Below are 23496 nucleotides of genomic sequence, written 5' to 3' on the forward strand. Positions count from 1 at the left end.
GAGCGCACGCTCTGACTGTAAATCAGACTGCACTGCATTCGGGGGTTCGAATCCCTCACTCGCCACCACACCCAAGAGCCGCCGGAGAGATCCGGCGGCTCTTCGCATTCCTCCGGCATCCGCGGGAATGAATCGTCGGCCCATACAGTTGTAGATACAACAGAACATCCGCCGCACTCCCGGAGAAAGCCATGACGAACCCGCAGACCGCGACCCCCGACCGCACCCTCAACGCGCAGACGGGGATGGACGCCGTCACCCTGCGCGTCGGCGACCTCGAGCTCATGTCGTCCTACTACGCGAACGCGCTGGCGCTCGAACCCCTCGAGGAGCGCTCCCGCGGCGCCGAGGTGCACCGCGTGCTCGGGCGAGGGACGACGCCGATGATGCGTCTGGTCGGTACGCCCGGACTCCCCGCCGTCGACCCGCGCCAGGCGGGACTGTTCCACACCGCGTTCCTGTTCCACGATGCGCCCGCGCTCGCCGCGACAGTGCTCCGCGCCGCGCAGGACCCGCGCAGCCGCTTCACCGGCTCGAGCGATCACCTCGTCAGCGAGGCGTTCTACTTCACCGACCCGGAGGGCAACGGCATCGAACTCTACGTCGACCGCGCCCGCGACGCGTGGCAGTACGTCAACGGCGAGCTGCAGATGTCCACGCTCTACCTCGACCCGAACGAGTACCTGCAGCGGCATCTGACCGAGGATGCCGTCAACGGCGTCGCCGGGGCCGCCGGCAAGGTCGGTCACGTGCACCTCCAGGTCGGCGACATCCCCACGGCACGCGCGTTCTACGTCGACGCGCTCGGATTCGAGACGACCGTCACCGGCTACCCCGGCGCCCTCTTCGCGTCCGCCGGGGGCTACCACCACCACGTCGCCATGAACACGTGGAACAGCGGGGGAGCGGGTCCGCGGGCCGCCAGCCTGGGCCTGGGCGACGTCGCCATCACGGTCCCCACCCGGGACGACCTCGACGCGCTCGCCGCGCGACTGACCCACCACAAGCTCGCCTTCGCCGATCACGGGCGTCGCATCGTGCTGTCCGACCCGTGGGACACCCAGGTCACCGTCGCCCTCCCCGACGACTCCGTCGACGACATCCTCGCCCGCTGATGCTGCACGCCGTCACCTCTCCGGACTGGGAAGACACCCGCGCCACGGCGGTCGCCGTGTTCCTGCACGGCTACGGCTCGAACGAGCGGGACCTGGTCGCACTGGCCTCCGCGCTGCCGGCCGGAGTGCCCTGGGCGTCGCTGCGCGCACCGATCGCGCTGGCGCCGGGCGCGCACGCCTGGTTCCGCATCACGGAGCCCGGCAACCCCGACCCGGCAGCCGTGGCCGCCGCGACCGATGCGATCTGGTCGTGGGTGGATGCGGCGCTTCCCGCCTCGGCTCGGGTCGTGCCGATCGGGTTCTCGCAGGGCGGCCTGATGGCATCCCAACTGCTCCGCACGGCACCGGAGCGCGTCCTCGCGCCCGTCATCCTCGGCGGCTTCGTCCAATCGGCCGTGCAACCCGCCGACGAGGCGCTGCGGCAGTCCCGCCCCGCCGTCTTCTCCGGCCGCGGCGACCAGGACCGGGTCATGACCGCGGCCGCCGTCGAGCGCACCGAGGCCTGGCTGCAGACGCACGCCACCGCGACCGCGCGCACCTACACGGGCCTGGCGCACGGCATCGACGCGCGCGAAGCGGCGGACGTGCGCGCGTTCCTGGCCCAGCAGCTCACGGCTGTCGCACCGTGACCGCCGCCGCGCCGTTCGAGATCGGCATCTTCACCTTCGGTGAGCTCACCCGTGGCGCGGGCGGAGCGGGAGATCCGCGTGCCCGTCTTGAGCAGATCCTGGAATGGGCCCGGGTCGCCGACCAGGCCGGCCTCGACGTGTTCGGCGTCGGCGAGCACCATCGGCCCGACTTCGCGGTCTCCTCGCCGCAGATGGTCCTCGCGGCCGTCGCGCGGGAGACGGACCGCATCCGGCTGACGAGCACCGTCACCGTGCTCTCCAGTGCCGATCCGGTGCGCCTCTTCGAGGAGTTCGCCACTCTCGATCTGCTGAGCGGCGGGCGGGCCGAGCTCACCGCCGGGCGCGGCGCGTACGTGGAGTCGTTCCCGCTGTTCGGGCAGGACCTGCGCCGCTACGACGAGTACTTCGACGATCGCCTCGACCTTCTGCTGTCCGTGCGCGCGGAGAACCCCGTGACCTGGTCGGGCACGACCCGGGAGCCGCTCCAGGATGCCGGCGTCTGGCCGCGCCCCCTCCAGGAGGAGCTGCCGGTGTGGATCGCCGTCGGCGGCACGCCGGAGTCGGCGGTCCGGGCCGGCGCGCTCGGCCTGCCCATGTACCTCGCGATCCTGGGCGCCCCGCGGCGCTTCCGTGACCTCGCCGCCCTGCACCGCGACGCCGCCGCCGCTGCCGGGCATGCGGCCGCGAAGCTCGGCGTCACCTCCCACTTCTTCGCGGCCCGGACGACGCAGGAGGCCCGGGACGCGTTCTTCCCGCACTACGCCGCGTACTTCGCCGAGAACATGCCGCGCGGCGGCGTGCTCGATCGGGCGACGCTGGACACCTGGGCAGGCCCGGACGGCGCGCTGTTCGCGGGGAGCCCGGCCGAGATCGTGGACAAGATCCTGTGGGAGCACGAGATGCTCGGTCACACGCGCTTCCTCGCGCAGGTCGGGCTCGGCGGGCTCAGCCAGCGCGACACGCTGCGCTCGATCGAGCTGCTCGCCACGGAGGTGCTCCCGGAGGTGCGCCGCGCCGTGGCGGCCGGCTGACTAGGCCGACGACGCCCGCTGCGCGGCCGCGAACCCGACCCGGTTCTGCGGGTCGAGGCGTTCGACGAGCGGCTCCAGCACTCCGACCAGGGCCGTCAGCTCGGTCGGCGACAGCCGGTCGATGACGAGCTGCTTCACGAGCGCGATGTGGGCGGGGACGGCGCGGACCAGCTCCCGGCGCCCCGCGGTCGTCAGGTGGACGTTGACGACCCGCGCATCGCCGTCTCCGCCGAGACGCTCGACGAGTCCGCGCTCGGCCAGCTTCCCGACGACGCGGGACAGGCGGGGCATCGTGGCGTTCACCGCCGCCGCGAGATCCTTCGTCCGCAGCGCGGCGCCGTTCGCCTGCTGCAATGTGCTCAGCACCATGAACTCGAAGTGCGTGATGCCCGAGTCTGCCTGCAGCTGCGCGTCGAGGGCTGCCGGGAGCAGCTCCGACGTCCAGACGAGCGCGAGCCACGCTCGGGACTCGAGCTCATCCATCCGCGGAACCTGGTAGGCCATGACCATCCGAGTCTATCGGCGGGAATAGATGTATCTACAACCATGTTGGATCAGACAGTTGCACCTGCAACTTTCTACTACGTGGAGGACGACATCATGGCAAACATCTCCGTCATCGGAACCGGCAACATGGGCTCGGCGATCGCGGGCATCGCGGCGAAGGGCGCCGCCTCCGTCCAGATCGTCGCCCGCGACGCGGCGAAGGCGCAGCAGCTCGCCGCGCAGGTCGGCGGCACGTCCGCGGCCTTCGGCGACGCGCTCACCAGCGACATCGTCGTCCTCGCGCTGCCCTACCCGGCCCTCGCCGACGTCATCGCGACCTACGGTTCGCAGCTCGAGGGCACGACGGTCGTCGACGTGACGAACCCGGTGGACTTCGCGACGTTCGACGGACTCACCGTCCCCGCCGACTCCTCCGCGGCGGCAGAGCTGCGGGCCGCGCTGCCCGGCGCGAAGGTCGTCAAGGCGTTCAACACCAACTTCGCCGCGACCCTCTTCTCCGGCGAGGTCGGCGGCGTGCCGACGACCGTCGTGATCGCGGGGGACGACGACGCCGCGAAGGCGCAGCTCACCGAGGTCATCTCGGCCGGCGGCGTCTCGGTCGCCGACGCGGGCAGCCTCAAGCGCGCGCGTGAGCTGGAGGCCGTCGGCTTCCTGCAGATGGTGCTCGCCGTCCGCGAGCAGGTCGCCTGGACCGGCGGGTTCGCCGTCCGCGCCTGATGCGTCCGGGCGGCCCGGGTTCCCGGGCCGCCCGCCGCGGCGTTCGTCCGCGCCGATCTGCGGGTAGGCCGCGCCTTCACCCGCAAGCCGGCGCGGATGAACCTTCGCCTCAGGATTCATCCGCGTCGACGTGCGGGTGACGTGGTCCCGCACCCGCCATTCGGCGCGGATGAACATCCGGCGCGGATGACCTTTCGCCGCGGGCCAAACGCGCCGGCCCGGGTACCTGGGGACTGCTCCCGCGCCGGGTCGGCCGTCATGCCAGGATGGAGGCCACGCGCACCCGCGACGGTGGAAGGACGCCCGATGACCGAACCGATCACGTCACCGAACTCCAGCAAGCTCCTGCGCTCCTCGATCTGGGTGGCGATCGGGGCGCTCATCGCCGCGGCCATCGTGTGCGTCGTGTGGGTGCTCATCGGCGACGCGAACGGCATGGTGGGCAAGGCCTTCCTGACGATCCTGCTGCTCGCGGGCTTCGCCGGCATCGCGATCCTCGAGGCCAACCTCGCCCCGCGCCGCCCGGCCTGGTTCGCCCTGGCGAGCATGGTCAGCTGGGTGCTGATCCTCCTGCTGGGCGCCTTCCTCATCTGGATGCCGGAGCGCGACGAATACTTCGGCGACGGCGCCGAGCGGTTCATGAAGTTCCTGCTGATCGTGCTGATCGTCCAGGCCGCACTGCTGCACGTCCGGCTGTTCTCCAAGGCGCATGCCCGTCACGAGACGACGTTCACGACGATCGTCACCTACGTCACGATCGCGCTCGTCGTCATCCTCGCGGTCATGCTCATCGTCCCGCTCATGGTCGAGGAGTACGTCGACTTCCTGCCGTTGTACTGGCGCGTGGTCGTCGCGCTCGCGATCCTCGCTGCGGTCGGCACGGCGCTCGTGCCGCTCGTGAACGCGCTGTTCGCGCCGAAGAAGGAGCGCCCCGCGCCCGTCGCCGCTTCCTACGCCGGCGCGCCGGCCGCCCTGCAGTGGCCGACGTACGGCGACGGCGCGACGCCGCTGCCCGTCATGCCCGACGGCAGCCCGGACTGGAACGCGTACTACACCGGCCACCCGACCTACCCGCAGGGGTACCCCGCCGCGATCGCCGGTCAGCCCGCACCGTTCGGCGCAGGCTCGCCGTCGACGCCGGCCGATGTCTCCGACCCGTCCGGCCCGGCGATCACGCCGTCCGAGCCGAGCCCGCACGTCGAGTCGGCGGCGCCGGACCAAAGCCCTGACCGGAATCAGGACCAGGCCCAGCACCAGGCTCAGGACCAAGCCCCGCAGGGCTCGCAGCCCTGGTACCAGGGTTACCCGCCCCCGCCGCCGCCTCCGCAGTAGGGATCAGCGCCCGAGCATCTCCAGTGCGGCCATCGCCGCGTTGTGGCCGCCGATGCCGCTGACCGCGCCGCCGCGGCGTGCCCCCGACCCGCAGACGAGGATCCGCGGGTGCGCCGTCTCGACACCCCAGCGCTGCGCCGGGGTCTCGAGCGCATCATCGTCGCCGACCCACGGCCAGCTGAGCGGGCCGTGGAAGATGTCGCCCCCGGCCATCGCGAGCGACCGCTCGAGGTCGCCGGTGGTCCGCGCCTCGATGCACGGCGTGCCGTCCGGCGCCTCGTACAGGCAGTCGGCGATCGGCTCCTCCAGCACCGAGTCCAGCGATCGCTGTGCGGCGGCGAGCAGCTGCGTGCGCACCGTGTCGGCATCCGCACCCGCGACGAGGCGGTGCGGCACCTGCAATCCGAACAGGGTGAGCGTCTGCGCGCCGGAGGCGCGGAGCTCGGCGCCGAGGATCGAGGGGTCGGTCAGCGAATGGCAGTAGATCTCGGCGGGGAGCGGATCCGGGATGCGCCCCGCCGACGCGGCGTCGTGCGCGGCATCCAGCTGGGTCATCGTCTCGTTGATGTGGAACGTGCCTGCGAAGGCCGCCTCCGGGCCGACGGACTCGTCGCGGAGCCGGGGGAGGCGGGAAAGGAGCATGTTGACCTTCACCTGCGCGCCCTCGGGCCGACCGCCCGGCGTCGGCGACCCGAGGAGCCCCTCGAGCACCGCCGGGCCGACGCCGCTGAGGATGAGCCGTCCCGCGATGACGGCGCCGTCCTCCAGCGTGACCTCGCCGTCCGGGGACACGGACGAGACCACCGCGCCGGTGCGGAGCTCGGCGCCCGCCGTACGCGCCGCGTGCTCGAGCGCGCCGCTGACCTGCCCCATCCCGCCCACCGGAACGTCCCAGTCGCCCGTCCCGCCGCCGATCACGTGGTACAGGAAGCACCGGTTCTGGCTGAGCGAGGGGTCGTCGGATGCTGCGAACGTGCCGATGAGCCCGTCGGTCAGTGCGATGCCGCGCGCCAGGTCGGTCTCGAAGGAGTCGCGGAGGAGGCCGTCGAGCGGGCGCCGGGTCACGGCATCCCACAGGTCGGTGTCGGGCGCCTCCGCGCGCGCCTCCGACTCGCGACGCAGCGGCTCCGTCACCGTCGGGAAGAGCGCGCCGGCCAGCGGCTGCAGGCGTTCGTAGAACGCGCGGAACCGCTCCGACTCCCGGGCATCTCCGGTCGTGCGGACGAAGCTCGCCGCGGTGGCCGCGGCATCCCCGTTGTCGACCAGGATGCCGCGACGCGGATCGGCGGGATCCGGCGTGTAGGAGGAGTACCGGCGACGGCGCAGATCCAGTCTCAGGCCGAGGTCGTCGATGATGCGGCGGGGGAGCAGGCTCACGAGGTACGAGTAGCGCGACAGGCGCGCGTCGACGCCGGCCCAGGGTCGCTCCGACACGGCGGCACCGCCGAGATGATCGAGCCGCTCCAGCACGATCACGCGCTTCCCCGCGCGGCCCAGATACGCGGCGGCGACGAGGGCGTTGTGCCCTCCGCCGACGATGACGACGTCGTACGGTGCGGTCATGCCACCACGCTAGTGCGCGTACCGTGAGAGCCATGGTGGATGCGCACGAGCTGCTCGAACTGGCCCGCGACATCGCTCGGGAGGCCGGGGCGCTCGCCGTCCGCCGGCGCCTCGAGGGCGTCGAGATCGCCGCGACGAAGTCGGCCGTCGCCGACATCGTGACGGCTGCCGACCGCGAGGTCGAGGCTCTCATCCGCCGCCGGCTCGCCGAGGAGCGGCCGGGCGACGGCTTCCTCGGCGAGGAGTCCGGCGCCGAGCGGGGCAGCACCGAGGTCACGTGGGTCGTCGACCCGATCGACGGGACCGTGAACTACGCGTACGGCATCCCGCACTTCGCCGTCAGCATCGCCGCCGTCGCGGGCGAGCCCGTCCCCGCCGAATGGATGCCGCTGGTCGGCGTCGTGTTCGACCCGTCGCATGACGAGCTCTTCCACGCCGTCCGCGGCGGGGGTGCCTGGCTCGGCGGCCAGCGGCTCGCGGTCTCGGGGCCCTCCGCGGCCGGTGCGCTGCTGGCCACCGGGTTCGGGTACGACCCTGCGACCCACGAGGGCGACCTGGCGCGGGTGCGCCGTGTCATGCCGCTCGCCCGCGATCTCCGCCGCGCCGGCGCGGCTTCGCTGGACCTGGCGTACGTCGCCGCCGGGCGCCTCGACGGCTACTTCGAACGAGGCCTGCACCCGTGGGACCACGCGGCCGGCGGACTGCTCGTCACGGAGGCCGGCGGAACCCTCGGCGGAGAGCCGCACGGCGCCCCCGGCCGGGACATGACGATCGCCGCCGGAGCGGAACTTTTCGAGCAGATCACACGCGCGGTATATCGGTAGGTCGCTCATGGCGCTCTCAGGATTGTCGCGGTAGTGTTTACCCGATCGTTACCTTTGCACCCGAAGCGAAGAGCGGTCTAGACCCCCCGAAACACCCGCTTACCCGAGCGGCCGACCCGAGAGCCAGCATTTGACCCTCGACGCCCATGTGGCTGACAGCGCGCCCACGCGCCGCAGCCGTCGCCCCTCCGCGCCCGCCCCGGCGTCGCAGGGCGCCATGACGCGTGCCGAATGGCGTCGACTGATGGCCGAGATGGACGGCGCGGTGGGTGTCGAGACCGCTCCGGGCGCCGACCGGGCCGAGGGGTCCTCGATCTCCCTCGCCGAGACGGTTCTGGCGGAGGTCCTCGTCGAGAGTCTGCAGGCCGAGGTGGCCGGGGCCGAGGTCGCCGTCGCCGCCGCGGCACCCAGTGCGCCGGCTCCCGCTGCGCCGGCGCGACGCCGGGTCCGCACCGAGCAGGCGCCGTCGGATGCGCCGGCGGATGCGGACACCGGGAATCCCGCGGGCGCCGCCTTCACCGCCGCTTCCGAGCAGACGGGCGAGCAGGACGACTGCCTCGTCGACGAGTTCGAGCGCGCCGCGCGCCTCTTCTCGTTCACCGCCGAGGTTCCCGTCCAGCGCGCCGCGAGCAGCACCGCCGAGGAGGACGCGCAGCCCGTGAGCGCGGCATCCGTCGCCCCGGTGGCCGCATCCCGCCGCTCCACGTTCAAGCGTGTCGCCGCCGCATCCTTCTCCCTCGGCGTCATGGGCGTCGTCGGCCTCCTCGCCGTGGGGATCACGACGCCGGCATCCGCGGTCGCCGCCGTCAGCGACGGCTCGGCAGACCTCACGGTCGCCTCCCACGTCACCGAGGTGGCCCAGGACGAGATCCAGGCGTACGTCGCGGCATCCGACACGCAGTCCGACGCCCTCAACCGGCCCGAAGCGTACGACGTCGCCTCGATGGCCGACATCGCCGCGGCCTCCGGCGTGACGGAGTTCGCCGGCACGTGGGTCAGCGACCCGACGGCGCCGATCCAGTGGCCGTTCCCGGTCGGCGTGCCGATCTCCGCCGCCTACGGCTCGGGGTCCTACCTCGCGCAGTTCTCCTCGCCGCACCGCGGGGTCGACCTGACCCCGGGCGCGGGCGCGGAGGTGCACGTGATCGCGAACGGCACGGTGCGGATCGCGACCGAGGGCGGTGGCGACTACGGCGTGACCGTCGTCGTCGACCATGTCGTGGACGGCCAGCCGGTGTCCACCCGTTACGCGCACATGCAGTACAACTCCCTGAAGGTGAAGACCGGCGACCGCGTGTCGACCGGTGACGTGCTCGGCCTGGTGGGTTCGACCGGCAAGGCGACCGGTGCGCACCTGCACTTCGAGGTGCTCCTCGGCACGACGCGCACCGACCCGATCGCGTGGATGTACGAGCACACGAAGGGCTGATCGAGTACTGAGGGATGCCGCGCCTCTGGTATCCTGTTCTGGTTGCCCGCACGCGGGCAGCACGCCCCGATAGCTCAGTGGCAGAGCACTTCCATGGTAAGGAAGGGGTCGTCAGTTCAATCCTGACTCGGGGCTCGTAACACCTCCTGTGTCACGCGGCAGGGTAGCTCAGCTGGTTAGAGCGCACGACTCATAATCGTGAGGTCGCGGGTTCAAGCCCCGCTCCTGCTACAGATCAAGACCCCCGGATTTCCGGGGGTCTTGTCGTGTCGGGGACGGGCCGAGCCCGCCCGCCTCAGCCCAGCGAACCCCACACCGCGCGCGAGCCGGACTCCCCGGCGAGCACGACGACGACCGCGCTGCCCACTGCGGCGACGACGGCGAGGACGATCAGCGCGATGTCGATCGCGCGCGCGGCGGTGCGCGCGGACTCCGCGAACCGCGCGCGGGGTCGGCGGTGCCACACCCATTGCCCCGCCGCGACGACGAACAGGGCGATCGCCCACGGCATCAGCATCCGGCCGAAGCCCTCGTGCCGTTCGACTGTGGGAAGCGGCCCCACCGTCTCCTTCAGGGACTCGCCCGCGAGCACCGTGACCGGCACGAGGACCAGCACCACGAGCGCGGCGATCGGCGTCACGAGGCCGAGGCGTGTACGCGCGGCAGGCCACAGCGCGCCCAGCACGAGCGCGAGCGCGGTCAGCGGCACGAGGATGACCACCGCGTGCACGACCAGGGGGTGAAGGGGGAGGCCGGACACCTCGAGAGCCGTCTGCGGAAGGTTCATACTCGGACCACGGAGTACGGGTCCATCTGGTTCATCCTCCGTCCGGATGAACCGGCGGGGCGCGTATCTCGTGACCTCTTCGAGGGAGGTGACCGATGCCCGTGGACGATGCGGCGCGTCTCACCGCGCTCTACGACGCGCACGCCGGATCGGTGTGGCGGTACGTCGTGCACCTGACGGGGGACCGCACCGGGGCAGACGACGTCGTGCAGGAGACGCTGCTGCGGGCATGGCGCAGCCCCCGCATCCTGGAGCAGGATCCCGCCACGATGCGGTCCTGGCTGTTCACGGTGGCGCGGCACCTCGTCATCGACGAGGTGCGCAGTGCGCACCACCGGCACGAGCAGGCCGTCTCCGAGCTGCCGGAGCGGGCGCGCAGCGACGACACGGACGCCCTCTTCGAGGCCATCCTCATCGAGGAGGCGCTCGCCACGCTCACCCCCGAGCATCGCGCCGTGATCGTCACCGCCTATTACGGCGGCCGCAGCATCGCGCAGGCCGCCGTCGAGCTCGGTGTCCCCGAAGGCACCGTCAAGTCCCGGCTGCACTACGCGCTGCGCGCGCTGCGGCTGGCGTTCCAGGAGAGGGGGGTCACGCAATGAACGTGGAGCACCCGCAGTACGCGGAGTGGGATGCGGCCTATGTCCTGGGGGCGCTCTCGACCTCCGAGCGGCACCTGTTCGAGGCCCACCTCGCGGACTGCGCCCTGTGCCGTTCCGCCGTCGCCGATCTCGCCCCGACCGTCGGCCTGCTGTCGCGGGTCACCATGGACGCCGTGACGCGCCTGGACGAGCACGGACCGGATGCCGGCGGCCCCGCGGCGCTGATCTCCCTTGCCCGCGAACGCCGCCGTCGCAGACGCCGTAACGGGTGGATCGCCGCGGCTGCCGCCGTCGCGCTCGTCGTCCCGGCGGCGGTCGGCACGTCCCTCGCGTTGGGTTCGGCCACCCGGCCGACCACCTCGTTCGCCCTCGAGGAGGTGCTCGATGTGTCGCTGGAGGCGTCCGTGCGGCTCACGGACGTCGCCTGGGGGACCCGAGTCGAGCTGGATTGCCGCTATCCCGCGGGAGACGTCGAGGCGCCCCCCGGGGGCTGGGTGTACGCGCTCGCTGTGATCGGGCCCGCCGGGGACGAGACCGTGTCGACGTGGCGCGCAGGACCCGGCACGACCTCGACCCTGAGCGGGGCGACGGCGCTGGCCGTCGACGAGATCCGCGCCGTGGAGATCCGGACGGCCACCGGCGAGGTGCTGATGCGCCGGGATCTCCCGGTCGGGTGAACCATTCCCGGTCCGCTGTCGTGTCACCGGAGGGCCGCGTGCGCGGCCGGATCGGAAGGATGTGCCATGCGGATCAGACACGCCGCGGGGGCCGCCGCCCTCGCGCTCATGCTCGCCCTCGCGGGCTGCAGCGGCTCGACGACAACAGGAGGGGACGGGGCGTCGTCCTCGCCGCCCGACTCCAGTCCGAGTGCCGAACCCACAGACGACGGCATGTCCTCGGATGCCGCTCTCATGCTCGCCGAGTCGTCCCTCGGGACGATCGTCGTGGATGGGGAAGGCATGACGGTGTACATGTTCGACAACGACACGCAGGGGACGGCCACGAGCGCCTGCACCGGCCAGTGCCTCGCGAACTGGCCGATCGTCACGACGGACAGCGCCACGCCGGTCGTCGACGGTGTCACGGGAGAGGTCGCGACGATCGACTCGCCGGACGGGAAGAAGCAGATCACCCTGAACGGCTGGCCGTTGTACTACTTCGCCGGGGACTCGGCCGCCGGAGACACCGCCGGCCAGGGTGTCAACGACGTCTGGTGGGTTCTCTCACCCGCGGGGGAGAAGATCGGCGGCTGATCGGGGCACGCATCGGGCGTCGCGGAGACTCCCTCACGGCGAGGATGGCCCGGGCAGGCCCACCGTCGCCAGATGCTCGGGCACGCGGACGTTCCAGCCGAGCTCCCGCTTGATCCGCGCGCGGAGGGCGTCCGCCGCGGCCGGTTCGCCATGCGTGACATAGACGACGCGTGGCGGTGAGGCCGTCGCGCGCATCCAGGTGAGGATCCCCTCGGCATCCGCGTGTGCCGACATCGTGTCGATGGAGACGACTTCGGCGCGGATGGGAACGTCCCGTCCGAAGATCCGCACGTCGGTCGCACCGCCGAGGAGGGCGGACCCGCGGGTGCCGCCGGCCTGGAAACCGGTCAGCACGACGGCGTTCCGCGGGTCGGGGCCGTAGGCCGTGAGGTGGTGGAGTATCCGCCCGCCGGTGAGCATGCCGCTCGCCGAGATGATGATCATCGGCCCTCCGCGCAGGTTGAGCAGCTTCGACTCATCGACGGTGTGGACGGGTGTGGCCAGCTCGTACAGCCGCCGCACATCGGACGGGGACAGCCGGTGCTGATCGGGATGCCGTGAGTAGACGTCCGCGACGCTGACCGCCATCGGGCTGTTCAAGAAGATCGGCACGTCGGGGATCTCGCCCCGCTCGCGGAGCCGGGACAGGTGCAGCAGCACCGTCTCGGTCCGGCCCACCGCGAACGCGGGGATGAGGACGACGCCGCCTCGGCGCACGACCCGTCGGACCACGTCACCCAGCACGCGTTCCGGGTCGACCTCGCCATGGTGCCGGTCGCCGTAGGTGGACTCGGTCACGAGGACGTCGGCCGGCTCGAAGGGATGCGGCGGTCGCATCAGCGGGTCGTCGGAGCGGCCGAGGTCCCCGGTGAAGTGCACGAGACGGTCCGAGACGCGCAGGCGCACACCCGTGGCGCCCAGGATGTGGCCGGCCGGGACCAACCGGACGGCCACGCCCGGACCGAGCGAGCGCTCCTCGCCTTCGGGGAGGATCTCGAACCGGTCCAGAGCCCGCTGGGCATCCGCCTCCGTGTACAGCGGCCGCGGGTCGGCGTGCGAGGACCACAAGTGCTTCGCGGCGAAGCGGGCTTCCTCCTCGAGCAGGTGACCGCTGTCGGGCAGCATGATCCGGCACAGCTCGAGGGTGCCCTCGCTGGCGTAGATCCGCCCGGCGAAGCCGTCGCGCACCAGCGCCGGTAGATAGCCCGAATGATCCAGATGCGCATGACTGACGACGACGGCGTCGACAGAATCCGGGCGCACCGGGAACGGAGCCCGGTTCCGCTCACGGAGCACCTTGAACCCCTGGAAGAGCCCGCAGTCCACCAGCATGCGGAAAGACCCGTTCTGCACGAGGTACCGAGAGCCGGTCACCGAATCCGCCGCGCCGAAGAACGACAGGGTCGGGGAATCGGTGCCGCGCGGCGCGGCCGTCACGTCCTTCATGACCTCAGCCTGTCGGCCGCCCGCTGGCGGGGGCGGGACCATCGTCACGTCGGCTTCACTCGAAGCCGCAGACCCTCAGACCTCGATGCCGACGCTCGCCGAGCAGCGGGCGCGTTCCTCGTCGCTCAGCCGCAGGTCGGCGGCCTTCGCCGAATCGGCGATCGACGCGGGGCGGCGGGCGCCCGGGATCGGGACGACGAGCGGGCTGAGCGAGAGCTCCCACGCGAGCACGACCTGCTGCGGGCTCACGCCGTGCCGCTCGCCGATCTCACGGAAGACGGTGAAGCGGTCGCCGACGGTGCGGCCGCCGCCGCCGGTGCCGCCGAGCGGGCTCCAGGGCAGGAACGCGATGCCGTGGGCGTCGCAGTACCTCAGCTCCCCGTAGCTGCCGGGGTGTCGCGGCGAGAACTCGTTCTGCACGCTGGTGAGGTTGCCCTCGCCCAGCACCTGCTGCGCGATCTCGATCTCCTCGACGCTCGCGTTCGAGATGCCGACGGCGCGGATGAGGCCCTCGGCCTGCAGGGTCTTGAGGTTCTCCATGATCTCGCCGTAGACCATCCAGCGGTCCGGGCGGTGGTACTGGTACAGGTCGATGACGTCGACGCCGAGGTTCTCCATCGACCGCTGGACCGCCGAGCGCAGGTAGGCCAGGGAACCGTCGCGCCCGAAATCCTTCTCCGCGGTCCGGGTGATGCCGCCCTTCGTCGCCACGAGGATGCCGGAGGTGTCCCCGTCCCAGGAACGCAGCGCGTCCCGCACGATGCGCTCGTTGTGGCCCATCTCCTCCCACGAGGGGGCGTAGATGTCGGCGGTGTCGATGAACGTGACGCCGGCCTCCAGCGCGGCGTGCACGGTCGCGATGGCCTCCGCGCGCTCCGGGTAGACGCGGTCGTTGTTCATCGACATGGGCATTCCGCCGAGGCCGATCGCGGAGACGGTGAACTCTCCGATGCTGCGCTGGTTCACGGTGACTCCTCTGTCCGTGGATGCCCGTGGGCTGATCGTCGCGTCCGTCCACTCTCTCAGACGGGCCGCCGCGCGCGGTCAGAAGTCAGTGAGCCGCTCCGGTCTGAGGCGATCGTCACCAGCCGGGAGCCAGCACGCCCGCCGCGAGCACCATCATGCCCGCGACCGCGCCGGTCACGGTAGCCCCCGCGAAGAGTGCGCGCTCGGCGCGGCGGCGACGCCGCGCGGTGCGCGGGTCGGGGCTGACCGTCCCGGTCGACGCCTTGGCCGATGCGAGCGTCTCGTATCGGCCGATCGGCTGCGCGCGGGAATCGAACGCGACGTAGCTGCCATCCGCCGTGGATTCGACGAAGCCCACGAACTCTCCGCGGCGGCTGCCGACGACGAGGCCGTCCTCGACGGGCGCCCACGTGACGATGGGAAGGGAGTGCAGCAGCGGAGCGCTCATCGGGGCCTCTTTCCGGCGGATGGTCGACCTCGGACTCTGTGGAGACCGATTGGTAACTTGGTTGGTAAGTTACTTGCTAACTGAGTTACTCGCAAGTCCGATATAGTCATCGCACGTCGTCCACCCGGGGCGAAGGGATGTGGGGCCGCGCATGACCGAGACCGTTCCGGCGTCGCGCGCCTACTGGTACCCCGAGGACGAGACGAGGGCGTTGCGCGTCGGCGTGCTGGAGGCGCTGCGGATGTACCGGGCGGCGGAGACCGCCATGCGGCGCCGCACGCAGCAATCGATGGCGATGGGGGAGAACGAGCTCCTCGTCCTCCGTTTCATCACGCGAGCGACCGGGCGTGGCGAGCAGGTCACGCCGATCGACCTGGCGCGGTACCTCGGCCTCAGCACGGCATCCATCACGGCGCTCCTGGACCGGCTGGAGCGGAGCGACCATGTGCGTCGTCATCCGCACCCCACCGACCGGCGCAAGGTGATCATCACGACGACGTCGCAGACGGAGGATGAGATCCGCGCGACCCTCGGGCAGATGCACACGCGCATGCACGACGCGACCGCCGGGATCACGGCGGAGGAGGCGAAGGTCATCATCGACTTCCTGGAGCGCATGCGTGCCGCGGTCGACGAGGTCGATGCTCATGCCTCTGGTGTGTCAGGGGGCAAACGTGCTCCCACGGCGGGGAATACGCGAAAATAGTTCTCTGTCGAGACCTTGTCGCTGGGTGAAGGAGGCGGGGCGAATGCCATACCGTACGAAGGAAACGCTGGAGATCTGGCTCGAGGAGTTCTACACCCTCGGCCATGCGATGGCGGAGACCCTCAAGGTGATGCCGCAGGACGGCAGCGAGGGCGGCGACACGGGGCTCGTCGGCATCACGCTCATGAGCGCGCAGACGATCACCTACATCCAGCCCGAGCCGCCGGGTTCGACGAACTGGATGATCACCTTCGAGGCCCGCGACACGGCGGTGGTGCTCGACGCCGACGGTGCGATGCGCCTGTCCCAGGAGCTCGCCGTCGTGTCGGAGCTGTGCCGTTTCCTGCAGCAGCGGTCGGAGGAGTACATGGCCGCCGGCGGCGAGGACTGACCCTCAGCTGATCCGCGTGTCGCCGGGTGCCGCCACCCGCAGCCACCGGTAGCCGAAAGCCTCCAGCTCGACCTCGGTGCGTCCGCGTGACCCGAGCGGCAGCCGTTCGGCTCCGTGCAGGTCGAGGAGCATCGTGCCCTCCTCGACCGCACCGAGGTCGAGGGCGACGCGCACCGGCACGTCGCTGAAGTTGTGCAGGGCCACCATGCGTCCGACGTCAGAGCGCAGCTCGTGCGCGAGCACGCCCGCCGCGTCATGGTCGAGGACCCGGGGTGTGCCCCACCCGATCTCCGACGATGTGCGATAGCGCTTGATGAGCTGCTGGATGAACCGCAGCAGCGATCCTTCGTCCGCGCGCTGATGCAGCGCGTTGACGTGCTCCGGGGCGTAGCCGTCTGTCGGGATCGGCGCCACGAGCCGGCCCGGCGCCGCCCGCGAGAACCCGCCGTTCTTGCCGTCCGACCACTGCATGGGCGTGCGCACCGACGTGCGTCCCTGAATCTCCGGGTTCTCCCCCATGCCGATCTCCTCGCCGTAGAACAGCACCGGCGTTCCGGGCAGCGAGAACAGGAGGCTGTAGACCATCCGGATGCGCCGCGGGTCGCCGCCGAGCATCGTGGGCAGTCGTCGCGTGATGCCGCGCCCGTAGACACGCTGCGCCTCGTCCGGCGCGAAGACCTCGAACACCTCCTCGCGCTCGGCTTCCGTCAGCTTGTCCAGGGTCAGCTCGTCGTGGTTGCGCACGAAGTTCGCCCAGCCCGCCTCCGGCGGAACGTCGGGGCGGGAGCGCAGCGCCTTGACGAGCGGCGCCGGATCCTGCCGGGCCAGGGACAGGTACAGCGCCTGCATGCCGAGGAAGTCGAACTGCAGGTCGAGCTCGCCGCCTCGCTGTCCGCCGAAGAACTTCACCTGGTCCCGGTAGGGCACGTTGACCTCGCCGAGCAGCGCGGCGTCGCCGACCCGGCGCTGCAGGAAGCGCTTCAGGTCGCGGAGGAGTTCGTGCGGGTCGCCGACGTCGACCCCGTCCGGCGGCTCGATGAAGAACGGGACCGCGTCGAGGCGGAATCCCGAGACGCCGAGCGCCAGCCAGAACCCGATCGTCTTGGCGATCTCGTCGCGCACACGCGGGTTCGCGACGTTCAGGTCGGGCTGGTGCCGGTAGAAGACGTGCTGGAAGTACTGGCCGGTGCGCTCGTCGTACTCCCACACGCTCGCCTCCTCGCCCGGGAATACCGTCGGCTCCTCCTGCGCGGGCGGCTCGTCGCGCCAGACGTAGAAGTCGCGGTACGGGGAGGTGCGACTGCGCCGCGCCGACACGAACCACGGGTGCTTGTCGGACGTGTGGTTCACGACGAGGTCGATGATGACCCGCATGCCGCGGTCGCGGGCGGTGCGGATCACCTCGACGAAGTCGCCGTGGTTGCCCAGCCGCGGGTCGATCCCGTAGAAGTCGCTGATGTCGTAGCCGTCGTCACGGTCGGGGGTCGGGTAGAACGGCATGAGCCACAGGCACGTGACGCCGAGGTCCGCCAGGTAGTCGATGCGCCGCGCGAGGCCCGCGAAGTCGCCCACCCCGTCGTCGTTGTCATCCATGTAGGTCTCGACGTCGAGGCAGTAGATCACCGCGGACTTCCACCACAGGTCGCTCGTGTCGGTGATCTTCACAGGCTCCTCCTTAGGGCCGGGAGGAGCTCGCGCTCTGCGCGCTCCAGGAATGCGGCCTGATCCGGTCCGATGCTGTGGATGTAGACGCGGTCGAAGCCGAGCCGGACGAGCGCGGCGATGCGCTCCGCAATCTGCACGCCATCGCTGCCGACGAGGGCGCCGTTGCGCAGCTCCTCGTCCGTGGGGTCTCCGGCGAGCGCATCGAAGTCCTCGGGCTGCTCGATGTCCCAGAGCGACCTGCGGATGACGCTGTGCCGCCACTGATCGCGCGTGACGGCGAGCGCCGCGTCATCGGTGTCCTCCAGTGCGATGTGCACCTGGAGGACGCGAGGGCCTGGGCCGTCGGCATCCCGGTAGGCCTGGATGACGCCGGCCAGCACGTCGGGCGGCTGCGCGACCGTCGCGAGCCCGTTCGCCCAGCCCGCGACCCACGCCGCCGTCTCCGCGGTGACGGCGGCGCCGAGAAGCGGGGGAGGGGCGGAAGGCCGGCTCCACACCCGGGCGCGGTGCACCTCGATCTCGCCGCTGCGGGTCACCTCCTCGCCGGCCAGGAGCGCGCGGATCACCTCGACCGACTGAGCGAGGCGTTCATTGCGCCGCGACTTGGGCGGCCACGCGTCGCCCGTCACGTGCTCGTTCATCGCCTCGCCGCTGCCGAGCGCGGCCCAGAAGCGGCCCGGGAACATCTCCTCGAGCGTCGCGATGGCCTGCGCCGTGATCACGGGGTGGTACCGCTGCCCGGGCGCCGTGACGACGCCGAGCGAGAACGAGGTGGAGGCCAGGGCCGCACCGAGCCAGCTCCACGCGTACCCCGACTCGCCCTGCCGCACGCCCCACGGCGCGAGGTGGTCGGAGCACATCGCGCCGTCGAAGCCCGCCTGCTCGGCCCGGACCACCGCGTCCAGCAGGGCGCCGGGCGGGAGCTGTTCATGGGAGGCATGGAATCCGATGAGCACCATGCGGGCGAGTCTGCGGTGTGCGCAGGGAGTGCTCAAGGCTCTTGCGCCGAGGGGTGCGGTCGGTTTATGGGCTGACCGGCCCCGGTAGGCTGGCGCTGTGACTGAGAGCAAGGCCGAGGGAACGAACGCCGGCGCGCTGTGGGGAGGACGGTTCGCATCCGGACCGTCGCCCGAGCTGGTGGCCCTCAGCAGGTCGACCCACTTCGACTGGGTCCTGGCCCTCTACGACCTCGCCGGGTCGCACGCCCACGCGAAGGCGCTCGCCGCCGCGGGGTACCTGACCGTCGACGAGGAGGAGGGCATGCACGCCGGGCTCGACGCCCTGGCTCGTGCCATCCAGGAGGGGACTCTGGTCGCACAGCCCGGCGACGAGGACGTGCACGGCGCCCTCGAGGCGGCCCTCATCGCGGAGATCGGACCCGAGCTCGGCGGCAAGCTGCGCGCGGGGCGGAGCCGCAATGATCAGATCGCGACGCTCGTCCGCATGTATCTGCTCGACCACGCGCGGGTGATCGCACGGGACATCCTGCGCGTCATCGACGCGGTCGTGGCGCAGGCTGAAGCACACCCGACCGCGGTCATGCCGGGCCGGACGCACCTGCAGCACGCCCAGCCGATCCTCCTCGCCCACCACCTGCAGGCCCATGCGTGGCCGCTCGTGCGCGATCTGGAGCGCCTCCGCGACTGGGCGGCGCGCGCCAGCGTCTCGCCGTACGGCGGGGGAGCGCTCGCCGGTGCCACGCTGGGCCTCGATCCGCAGCTCGTGGCCTCCGAGCTCGGGCTCGCCCGCCCCGCTGAGAACTCCCTCGACGGCACGGCCGCGCGTGACGTCGTGGCGGAGTTCGCCTTCATCGCCGCGATGATCGGCGTCGACCTGTCGCGCTTCGCGGAGGATGTCATCCTCTGGAACACCCGCGAGTTCGGGTTCGTCACGCTCGACGACGGCTACTCGACGGGCTCGAGCATCATGCCGCAGAAGAAGAATCCCGACATCGCCGAGCTCGCGCGCGGCAAGGCGGGCCGTCTGATCGGCAACCTCTCCGGGCTCCTGGCCACGCTGAAGGGCCTCCCGCTCGCGTACAACCGCGATCTGCAGGAGGACAAGGAGCCGGTGTTCGACTCCGTCACCACCTTGGAGGTCGTACTGCCCGCCTTCGCCGGGATGATCGCCACGCTGCGCTTCGACACGGAGCGGATGGCGGCGCTCGCGCCGGAGGGCTTCTCCCTCGCCACGGACGTCGCCGAGTGGCTCGTCAAGCGCGGCGTGCCGTTCCGGGACGCGCACGAGGTCTCGGGCGCCCTCGTGCAGGCGTGCGAAAGCCGCGGGATCGGGCTGGAGGATGCCGACGACGAGCTTCTGGAGAAGGTGTCCGCGCATCTGACACCGGCCGTCCGCGAGGTGCTGACGGTCGACGGGTCGGTCTCGAGCCGCACCGGCGCCGGCGGTACGGCACCCGTCCGCGTCACGGAGCAGCGCGCGGAGCTCACCGCCCGCGCGCAGGCGGCCGTGCACGCGCTCGGACTCTGAGCTATCTCCTGATATCTCTGAGGTATAAGCTCAAGACTGATATTCATCACTGATAAGCGTTATGCTTATCCCATGAGCATCGCCGTGATCGCCGACATCGTCGGCTCGCGCGATCTGCCGGATCGGGATGCCGCGCAGCGCGCGATCGAGGCCGCCATCGCGCGCGTCGAGCGGGAGCATCCCGCGGCAGCCCGCGCCCTCACGGCCACGGTGGGAGACGAGTTCCAGGGCGTCTACGCCTCGCTTCCGGCCGCTCTGCGGTCGCTCCTCCTGCTGCAGCTCGCGCTCCCCGACGGCATCCAGTGCCGATTCGGCATCGGCGTGGGCGAGGTCGCCGCCGTCGCCTCGGCGCAGGGCGCGATCTCAGACGGTCCCGGCTGGTGGGCGGCGCGCGACGCGATCGAGCAGGTGCACCGGCTGGAAGACCGCGCCGTGCCGAGCGCGCGCACGCGCATCGTCGGAGCCCCGGGGGAGGATGCCGACATGGCCGCGGACATCCTCTACGCCAACGCGTACCTGCTCGCGCGCGACGAGATCGTCGGCGCGATGACCGGGCGCGCGCGGCGCCTCGCCTACGGCCGCTGTCTCGGCGTGACGCAGCGCGAACTCGCCCGGGCGGAAGGCATCACGCAGTCCGCCGTGTCGCAGGCACTGGCCGGCTCCGGAGCGGCCCCGGTCGTGGCCGGGTTCCAGGCGCTGCAGGAGGAGACGGCCCGATGATCGGCGCGGGCGTCGTGCTGCTCTGCGTCGGCATCGCAGACCTCATCCGGCTGTACGCCGCCCGGGGCTGGAGGGTCGCGTTCTTCGCCGTCGCCGCGCTCCTCGTGCTGCTCGGCTCCGCCGGCGCGGACGCCGCGGTGTGGAGCTTCGTCGGGTTCGCCGTCGCCGCCGTGTGGGTGCTGTCCACCCCGGAACGGCGCGGGGGCAGGGCCGGACTCTGGCCCGTCGTCCTCGTCGCCGCGGTGTGCGTCGCCGCCGTCGCGCACACCGGTGCGCGCGCCGCGCAGGGCCCGCTCGGCGCCCTGTGGCCGGAGCGCTCTCCGCTCGGCGCCGTGAGCCTGGACGTGGCCGTGCTCGTCCTCGGGGCGGTCGTGTTCCTGCTCGAATCCGGCAACGTCATCGTCCGCGCCGCCCTTCGCGGCGGCGACGTGCCCGCGGAGGAGGACCGGCAGGCGCTGCAAGGCGGCCGGCTGATCGGCCCGCTCGAGCGCGCACTCGTCTTCGCCCTCACGCTCACCGGCGCCTTCACACTGCTGGCAGCCGTCCTGGCGGCCAAGGGCATCGTGCGCTTCCCGGAGATCTCCCGCGACGGCGACGGCGGCACGCGAGCGGAGTACTTCCTCGTGGGCAGCCTCGTCAGCTGGGTCACCGCCCTGGTCGCGGCGTTCCTCGTCTGGTGGGGCGGCGTCTGAGCGGGGACGGCCGCCCGGCGGTCGCGCCGCGCGGGGCGCCCGCCCGCCGCTGATAGCCTGAATCGCGTGTCATCCGAAGCCTTGACGACTGCCGTCGTCGCCAACGACCCCGCGTTCGAGAACGTGTGGGACGAGGTGGTCTGGCGCGGTCTGGTCCATGTGTCCACCGACCAGGATGCGCTGCGCGCACTGCTCGGCGGAGAGTCGATCACGTACTACTGCGGCTTCGATCCCACAGCCCCGAGCCTGCACCTCGGAAACCTGGTCCAGCTTCTGCTGCTGCGACGCCTGCAACTGGCCGGGCACAAGCCGCTCGGGCTCGTCGGCGGGTCCACGGGACTCATCGGCGACCCGCGGCCCTCGGCCGAGCGCACGCTCAACACGAAGGACACCGTCGCGGAGTGGGTCGGCTACCTCCGCTCCCAGATCGAGCGGTTCCTGAGCTTCGAGGGTGACAACGCCGCGCGCGTGGTCAACAACCTCGACTGGACCGCGCCGCTGTCGGCCATCGACTTCCTGCGCGAGATCGGCAAGCACTACCGCGTCGGCACGATGCTGAAGAAGGATGCCGTCGCGGCACGGCTCAACTCCGACGCGGGGATCAGCTACACCGAGTTCAGCTACCAGATCCTCCAGGGCCTGGACTACCTCGAGCTCTTCCGGTCGTACGACTGCATGCTCCAGACCGGTGGCAGCGATCAATGGGGGAACCTCACGAGCGGAGTGGATCTCATCCATCGCGTCGAGGGCGCCGCCGTGCACGCGATCGGCACGCCGCTGATCACGAACAGCGACGGCACCAAGTTCGGCAAGAGCGAGGGCAACGCGATCTGGCTCGACCCGGCCATGTGCAGCCCGTACCGGATGTACCAGTTCTGGCTCAACACCGACGACGCCGACGTCATCTCCCGGCTCAAGGTCTTCACGTTCCTGACGAGTGCGGAGATCGCCGACTACGAGAAGCTCGTCGCGGAGGAGCCCTTCCGCCGCGCCGCGCAGAAGCGGCTCGCGCTGGAGGTGACGGCGACCGTGCACGGACTCGACGCGACGGCGAAGGTCATCGCCGCATCCGAGGCCCTCTTCGGCCAGGGCGACCTGACGACGCTGGATGCCGAGACGCTGCGCACCGCGCTCGAGGAACTGCCCCATGCCGACGCTCCGATCGGAACGTCCGTCGTGCAAGCCCTCGTCGACACGGGACTCGTGGCGAGCCTCAGCGAGGGCCGGCGCGCGATCGCGCAAGGCGGCGTCGCACTGGACGGCGTCAAGGTCGCCGACGAAGCGGCCGTCGTCACCGGCGCGCTGCCGGGTGGCGTCTCCATCCTGCGCCGTGGCAAGAAGAGCCTCGCGGGCGTGCTCGTCACCCAGGACTGAGCCGCCGGATGCCGTTCACGCCGGCACACGCGGTGATCGCGCTTCCGTTCCTGCGCACTCCGCTCCTGCCTGCCGCGATCGCCGTCGGCGCGATGACCCCCGATCTTCCGCTGTTCGTCCGCGGGACGCCGCTGACCTACCACCTCACCCACACGAACGTCCTCCTGACCGCGCTGATCGCCCTGGTCCTGCTGCTCGTCTGGTGGGCCGTCCTTCGTCCCGCGGTGCGCGAGCTCAGCCCGCGCCGGCTTGCCGCGCGTCTGCCGCGGGAGTGGGATGCCGTCGGCCCGGACATCGTCCACACGCTTCGCCGGCAGCGCTCCGGCCCTCGCCGTCCGGCCTGGCGGGATGCCTCGACCCGGCTCACCCTCGTGGCGGTCTCGCTGCTGCTCGGCGTCGTCTCGCACGTCGTGTGGGACGCGTTCACGCACGAAGGACGCTGGGGAGTGCAGGTGCTTCCGGCGCTCGCTGCGGAATGGGGATCGCTGCCGGGCTACAAATGGATCCAGCACGGGTCGAGCGTGTTCGGGGTCGCGGTGATCGCGACCTGGTCTGCCGTGTGGCTCGTGCGACGACATCGCGACGACGTCGTCGACCGCGTGCTGCCTGCCGGCGTCCGGTGGGCATGGTGGCTGTCGCTCCCCGCCATCCTGGCGGCCGCGTGGCTTGCCGGGCTCGCAGCGCTCGGGCCGTTCACCGACGGTTTCACGCCGCAGCATCTCGGTTACCTCGTCCTGCCGCCTGCCTGCGCGGTGTGGGGTTCTGTCACGCTTGTGCTCTGCGTCGTGGTCCAGGTGCTGCGTCGCCGCTGA

At 71.3% G+C, this 23496-nt stretch carries 25 protein-coding genes and 2 tRNA genes; 19 read left to right on the forward strand and 8 right to left on the reverse strand.

What is annotated here, in order from left to right; all coding sequences use genetic code 11:
• The first annotated feature begins 191 nt into the window (after positions 1-191).
• Genes MSA03_RS11605 through MSA03_RS11615 form a run of 3 tightly spaced genes read left to right on the forward strand, consistent with a single transcriptional unit; the run spans position 192 to position 2775 of the window.
• The gene (locus MSA03_RS11605; RefSeq protein WP_147051122.1) at positions 192-1115 is read left to right on the forward strand and encodes a VOC family protein; all 924 of its coding nucleotides are present in this window, start codon (positions 192-194) and stop codon (positions 1113-1115) included.
• The gene (locus tag MSA03_RS11610; RefSeq protein WP_147051123.1) at positions 1115-1744 is read left to right on the forward strand and encodes an alpha/beta hydrolase; all 630 of its coding nucleotides are present in this window, start codon (positions 1115-1117) and stop codon (positions 1742-1744) included. Before MSA03_RS11605 ends, MSA03_RS11610 begins: the two co-directional genes overlap by 1 nt.
• On the forward strand, positions 1741-2775 hold the full coding sequence (locus MSA03_RS11615) for an LLM class flavin-dependent oxidoreductase (RefSeq protein WP_147051124.1): 1035 nt from the start codon (positions 1741-1743) through the stop codon (positions 2773-2775). The genes MSA03_RS11610 and MSA03_RS11615 overlap by 4 nt, the downstream gene beginning before the upstream one ends.
• Here the strand turns inward: MSA03_RS11615 and MSA03_RS11620 are convergent, their stop codons facing one another.
• Positions 2776-3279 carry a MarR family winged helix-turn-helix transcriptional regulator gene (locus MSA03_RS11620; RefSeq protein WP_051526381.1) on the reverse strand — a complete coding sequence of 168 codons (504 nt, stop codon included), beginning with the start codon at positions 3277-3279 and terminating at the stop codon, positions 2776-2778. It abuts the gene before it with no gap.
• Between the two features lie 96 nt (positions 3280-3375).
• On the opposite strand from MSA03_RS11620, the gene MSA03_RS11625 reads away from it, so the two are divergent.
• Together MSA03_RS11625 and MSA03_RS11630 are read left to right on the forward strand one after the other, a co-directional pair.
• The gene (locus tag MSA03_RS11625) at positions 3376-3999 is read left to right on the forward strand and encodes an NADPH-dependent F420 reductase (RefSeq protein WP_147051125.1); all 624 of its coding nucleotides are present in this window, start codon (positions 3376-3378) and stop codon (positions 3997-3999) included.
• A 306-nt stretch (positions 4000-4305) separates the two neighbouring features.
• Entirely contained in the window at positions 4306-5331 is a 1026-nt protein-coding gene (locus tag MSA03_RS11630; protein ID WP_244946409.1) for a hypothetical protein, read from the forward strand.
• A 3-nt stretch (positions 5332-5334) separates the two neighbouring features.
• On the opposite strand, the gene MSA03_RS11635 is transcribed toward MSA03_RS11630, so the two are convergent.
• Positions 5335-6894 (reverse strand): phytoene desaturase family protein, encoded by a 1560-nt coding sequence (locus MSA03_RS11635; RefSeq protein ID WP_147051126.1) that lies wholly within the window; start codon positions 6892-6894, stop codon positions 5335-5337.
• Positions 6895-6926: 32 nt separating this feature from the next.
• Here MSA03_RS11635 and MSA03_RS11640 point away from each other — a divergent pair, with 32 nt between their 5' ends.
• The 4 genes from MSA03_RS11640 (at position 6927) to MSA03_RS11655 (ending at position 9378) form a co-directional block, all read left to right on the forward strand.
• Positions 6927-7718, forward strand: coding sequence for an inositol monophosphatase family protein (locus MSA03_RS11640; protein WP_174799880.1), 792 nt, complete (start codon positions 6927-6929; stop codon positions 7716-7718).
• 217 nt (positions 7719-7935) lie between these two features.
• A complete protein-coding gene (locus MSA03_RS11645) occupies positions 7936-9147 on the forward strand; it encodes a M23 family metallopeptidase (protein WP_147051127.1) in 1212 nt (403 codons plus the stop codon).
• Positions 9148-9210: 63 nt separating this feature from the next.
• A tRNA-Thr gene (locus MSA03_RS11650) sits at positions 9211-9282 on the forward strand.
• 22 nt (positions 9283-9304) lie between these two features.
• Positions 9305-9378 (forward strand) — tRNA-Met (locus MSA03_RS11655).
• A 64-nt stretch (positions 9379-9442) separates the two neighbouring features.
• On the opposite strand, the gene MSA03_RS11660 is transcribed toward MSA03_RS11655, so the two are convergent.
• Positions 9443-9934, reverse strand: a complete 492-nt coding sequence (locus tag MSA03_RS11660) for a DUF2231 domain-containing protein (protein ID WP_147051128.1) — start codon at positions 9932-9934, stop codon at positions 9443-9445.
• A gap of 95 nt (positions 9935-10029) precedes the next feature.
• Here MSA03_RS11660 and MSA03_RS11665 point away from each other — a divergent pair, with 95 nt between their 5' ends.
• From MSA03_RS11665 to MSA03_RS11675, 3 genes are all read left to right on the forward strand, one after another.
• The gene (locus MSA03_RS11665; RefSeq protein ID WP_028496938.1) at positions 10030-10536 is read left to right on the forward strand and encodes a sigma-70 family RNA polymerase sigma factor; all 507 of its coding nucleotides are present in this window, start codon (positions 10030-10032) and stop codon (positions 10534-10536) included.
• Positions 10533-11213 carry an anti-sigma factor family protein gene (locus tag MSA03_RS11670; RefSeq protein ID WP_147051129.1) on the forward strand — a complete coding sequence of 227 codons (681 nt, stop codon included), beginning with the start codon at positions 10533-10535 and terminating at the stop codon, positions 11211-11213. Before MSA03_RS11665 ends, MSA03_RS11670 begins: the two co-directional genes overlap by 4 nt.
• A 66-nt stretch (positions 11214-11279) precedes the next feature.
• On the forward strand, positions 11280-11789 hold the full coding sequence (locus tag MSA03_RS11675; RefSeq protein ID WP_147051130.1) for a COG4315 family predicted lipoprotein: 510 nt from the start codon (positions 11280-11282) through the stop codon (positions 11787-11789).
• Between the two features lie 33 nt (positions 11790-11822).
• Here the strand turns inward: MSA03_RS11675 and MSA03_RS11680 are convergent, their stop codons facing one another.
• The 3 genes from MSA03_RS11680 to MSA03_RS11690 all read right to left on the reverse strand — a co-directional run bounded on the left by MSA03_RS11680 (position 11823) and on the right by MSA03_RS11690 (position 14649).
• Positions 11823-13235 carry an MBL fold metallo-hydrolase RNA specificity domain-containing protein gene (locus MSA03_RS11680; protein ID WP_147051131.1) on the reverse strand — a complete coding sequence of 471 codons (1413 nt, stop codon included), beginning with the start codon at positions 13233-13235 and terminating at the stop codon, positions 11823-11825.
• A gap of 75 nt (positions 13236-13310) precedes the next feature.
• Positions 13311-14201, reverse strand: coding sequence for an aldo/keto reductase (locus MSA03_RS11685; protein WP_147051132.1), 891 nt, complete (start codon positions 14199-14201; stop codon positions 13311-13313).
• 115 nt (positions 14202-14316) lie between these two features.
• Positions 14317-14649 carry a hypothetical protein gene (locus tag MSA03_RS11690; RefSeq protein ID WP_028496928.1) on the reverse strand — a complete coding sequence of 111 codons (333 nt, stop codon included), beginning with the start codon at positions 14647-14649 and terminating at the stop codon, positions 14317-14319.
• Between the two features lie 151 nt (positions 14650-14800).
• On the opposite strand from MSA03_RS11690, the gene MSA03_RS11695 reads away from it, so the two are divergent.
• Entirely contained in the window at positions 14801-15355 is a 555-nt protein-coding gene (locus tag MSA03_RS11695; protein ID WP_147051133.1) for a MarR family winged helix-turn-helix transcriptional regulator, read from the forward strand.
• 43 nt (positions 15356-15398) lie between these two features.
• Positions 15399-15746: a hypothetical protein gene (locus MSA03_RS11700; protein WP_028496926.1), complete on the forward strand. Its 348-nt coding sequence runs from the start codon at positions 15399-15401 to the stop codon at positions 15744-15746.
• Positions 15747-15749: 3 nt separating this feature from the next.
• Here the strand turns inward: MSA03_RS11700 and MSA03_RS11705 are convergent, their stop codons facing one another.
• Positions 15750-17411 (reverse strand): alpha-amylase family protein, encoded by a 1662-nt coding sequence (locus tag MSA03_RS11705; protein WP_147051134.1) that lies wholly within the window; start codon positions 17409-17411, stop codon positions 15750-15752.
• Positions 17408-18370 (reverse strand): TIGR03885 family FMN-dependent LLM class oxidoreductase, encoded by a 963-nt coding sequence (locus MSA03_RS11710; RefSeq protein ID WP_147051135.1) that lies wholly within the window; start codon positions 18368-18370, stop codon positions 17408-17410. The genes MSA03_RS11705 and MSA03_RS11710 overlap by 4 nt, the downstream gene beginning before the upstream one ends.
• A gap of 97 nt (positions 18371-18467) precedes the next feature.
• Between MSA03_RS11710 and argH the strand changes: the two genes are divergently transcribed.
• The 5 genes from argH to MSA03_RS11735 all read left to right on the forward strand — a co-directional run bounded on the left by argH (position 18468) and on the right by MSA03_RS11735 (position 23496).
• Positions 18468-19898, forward strand: a complete 1431-nt coding sequence (argH, locus tag MSA03_RS11715) for an argininosuccinate lyase (RefSeq protein ID WP_028496923.1) — start codon at positions 18468-18470, stop codon at positions 19896-19898.
• A gap of 72 nt (positions 19899-19970) precedes the next feature.
• A complete protein-coding gene (locus tag MSA03_RS11720; protein ID WP_028496922.1) occupies positions 19971-20618 on the forward strand; it encodes a SatD family protein in 648 nt (215 codons plus the stop codon).
• The gene (locus tag MSA03_RS11725) at positions 20615-21310 is read left to right on the forward strand and encodes a hypothetical protein (RefSeq protein WP_147051136.1); all 696 of its coding nucleotides are present in this window, start codon (positions 20615-20617) and stop codon (positions 21308-21310) included. Before MSA03_RS11720 ends, MSA03_RS11725 begins: the two co-directional genes overlap by 4 nt.
• 66 nt (positions 21311-21376) lie before the next feature.
• Positions 21377-22684, forward strand: coding sequence for a tyrosine--tRNA ligase (gene tyrS, locus MSA03_RS11730; RefSeq protein ID WP_147051137.1), 1308 nt, complete (start codon positions 21377-21379; stop codon positions 22682-22684).
• An 8-nt stretch (positions 22685-22692) separates the two neighbouring features.
• A complete protein-coding gene (locus MSA03_RS11735) occupies positions 22693-23496 on the forward strand; it encodes a DUF4184 family protein (protein ID WP_147051138.1) in 804 nt (267 codons plus the stop codon).

The sequence above is a fragment of the Microbacterium saccharophilum genome (assembly GCF_007992455.1).
In the GTDB taxonomy this organism is placed as follows: Bacteria; Actinomycetota; Actinomycetes; order Actinomycetales; family Microbacteriaceae; genus Microbacterium; species Microbacterium saccharophilum.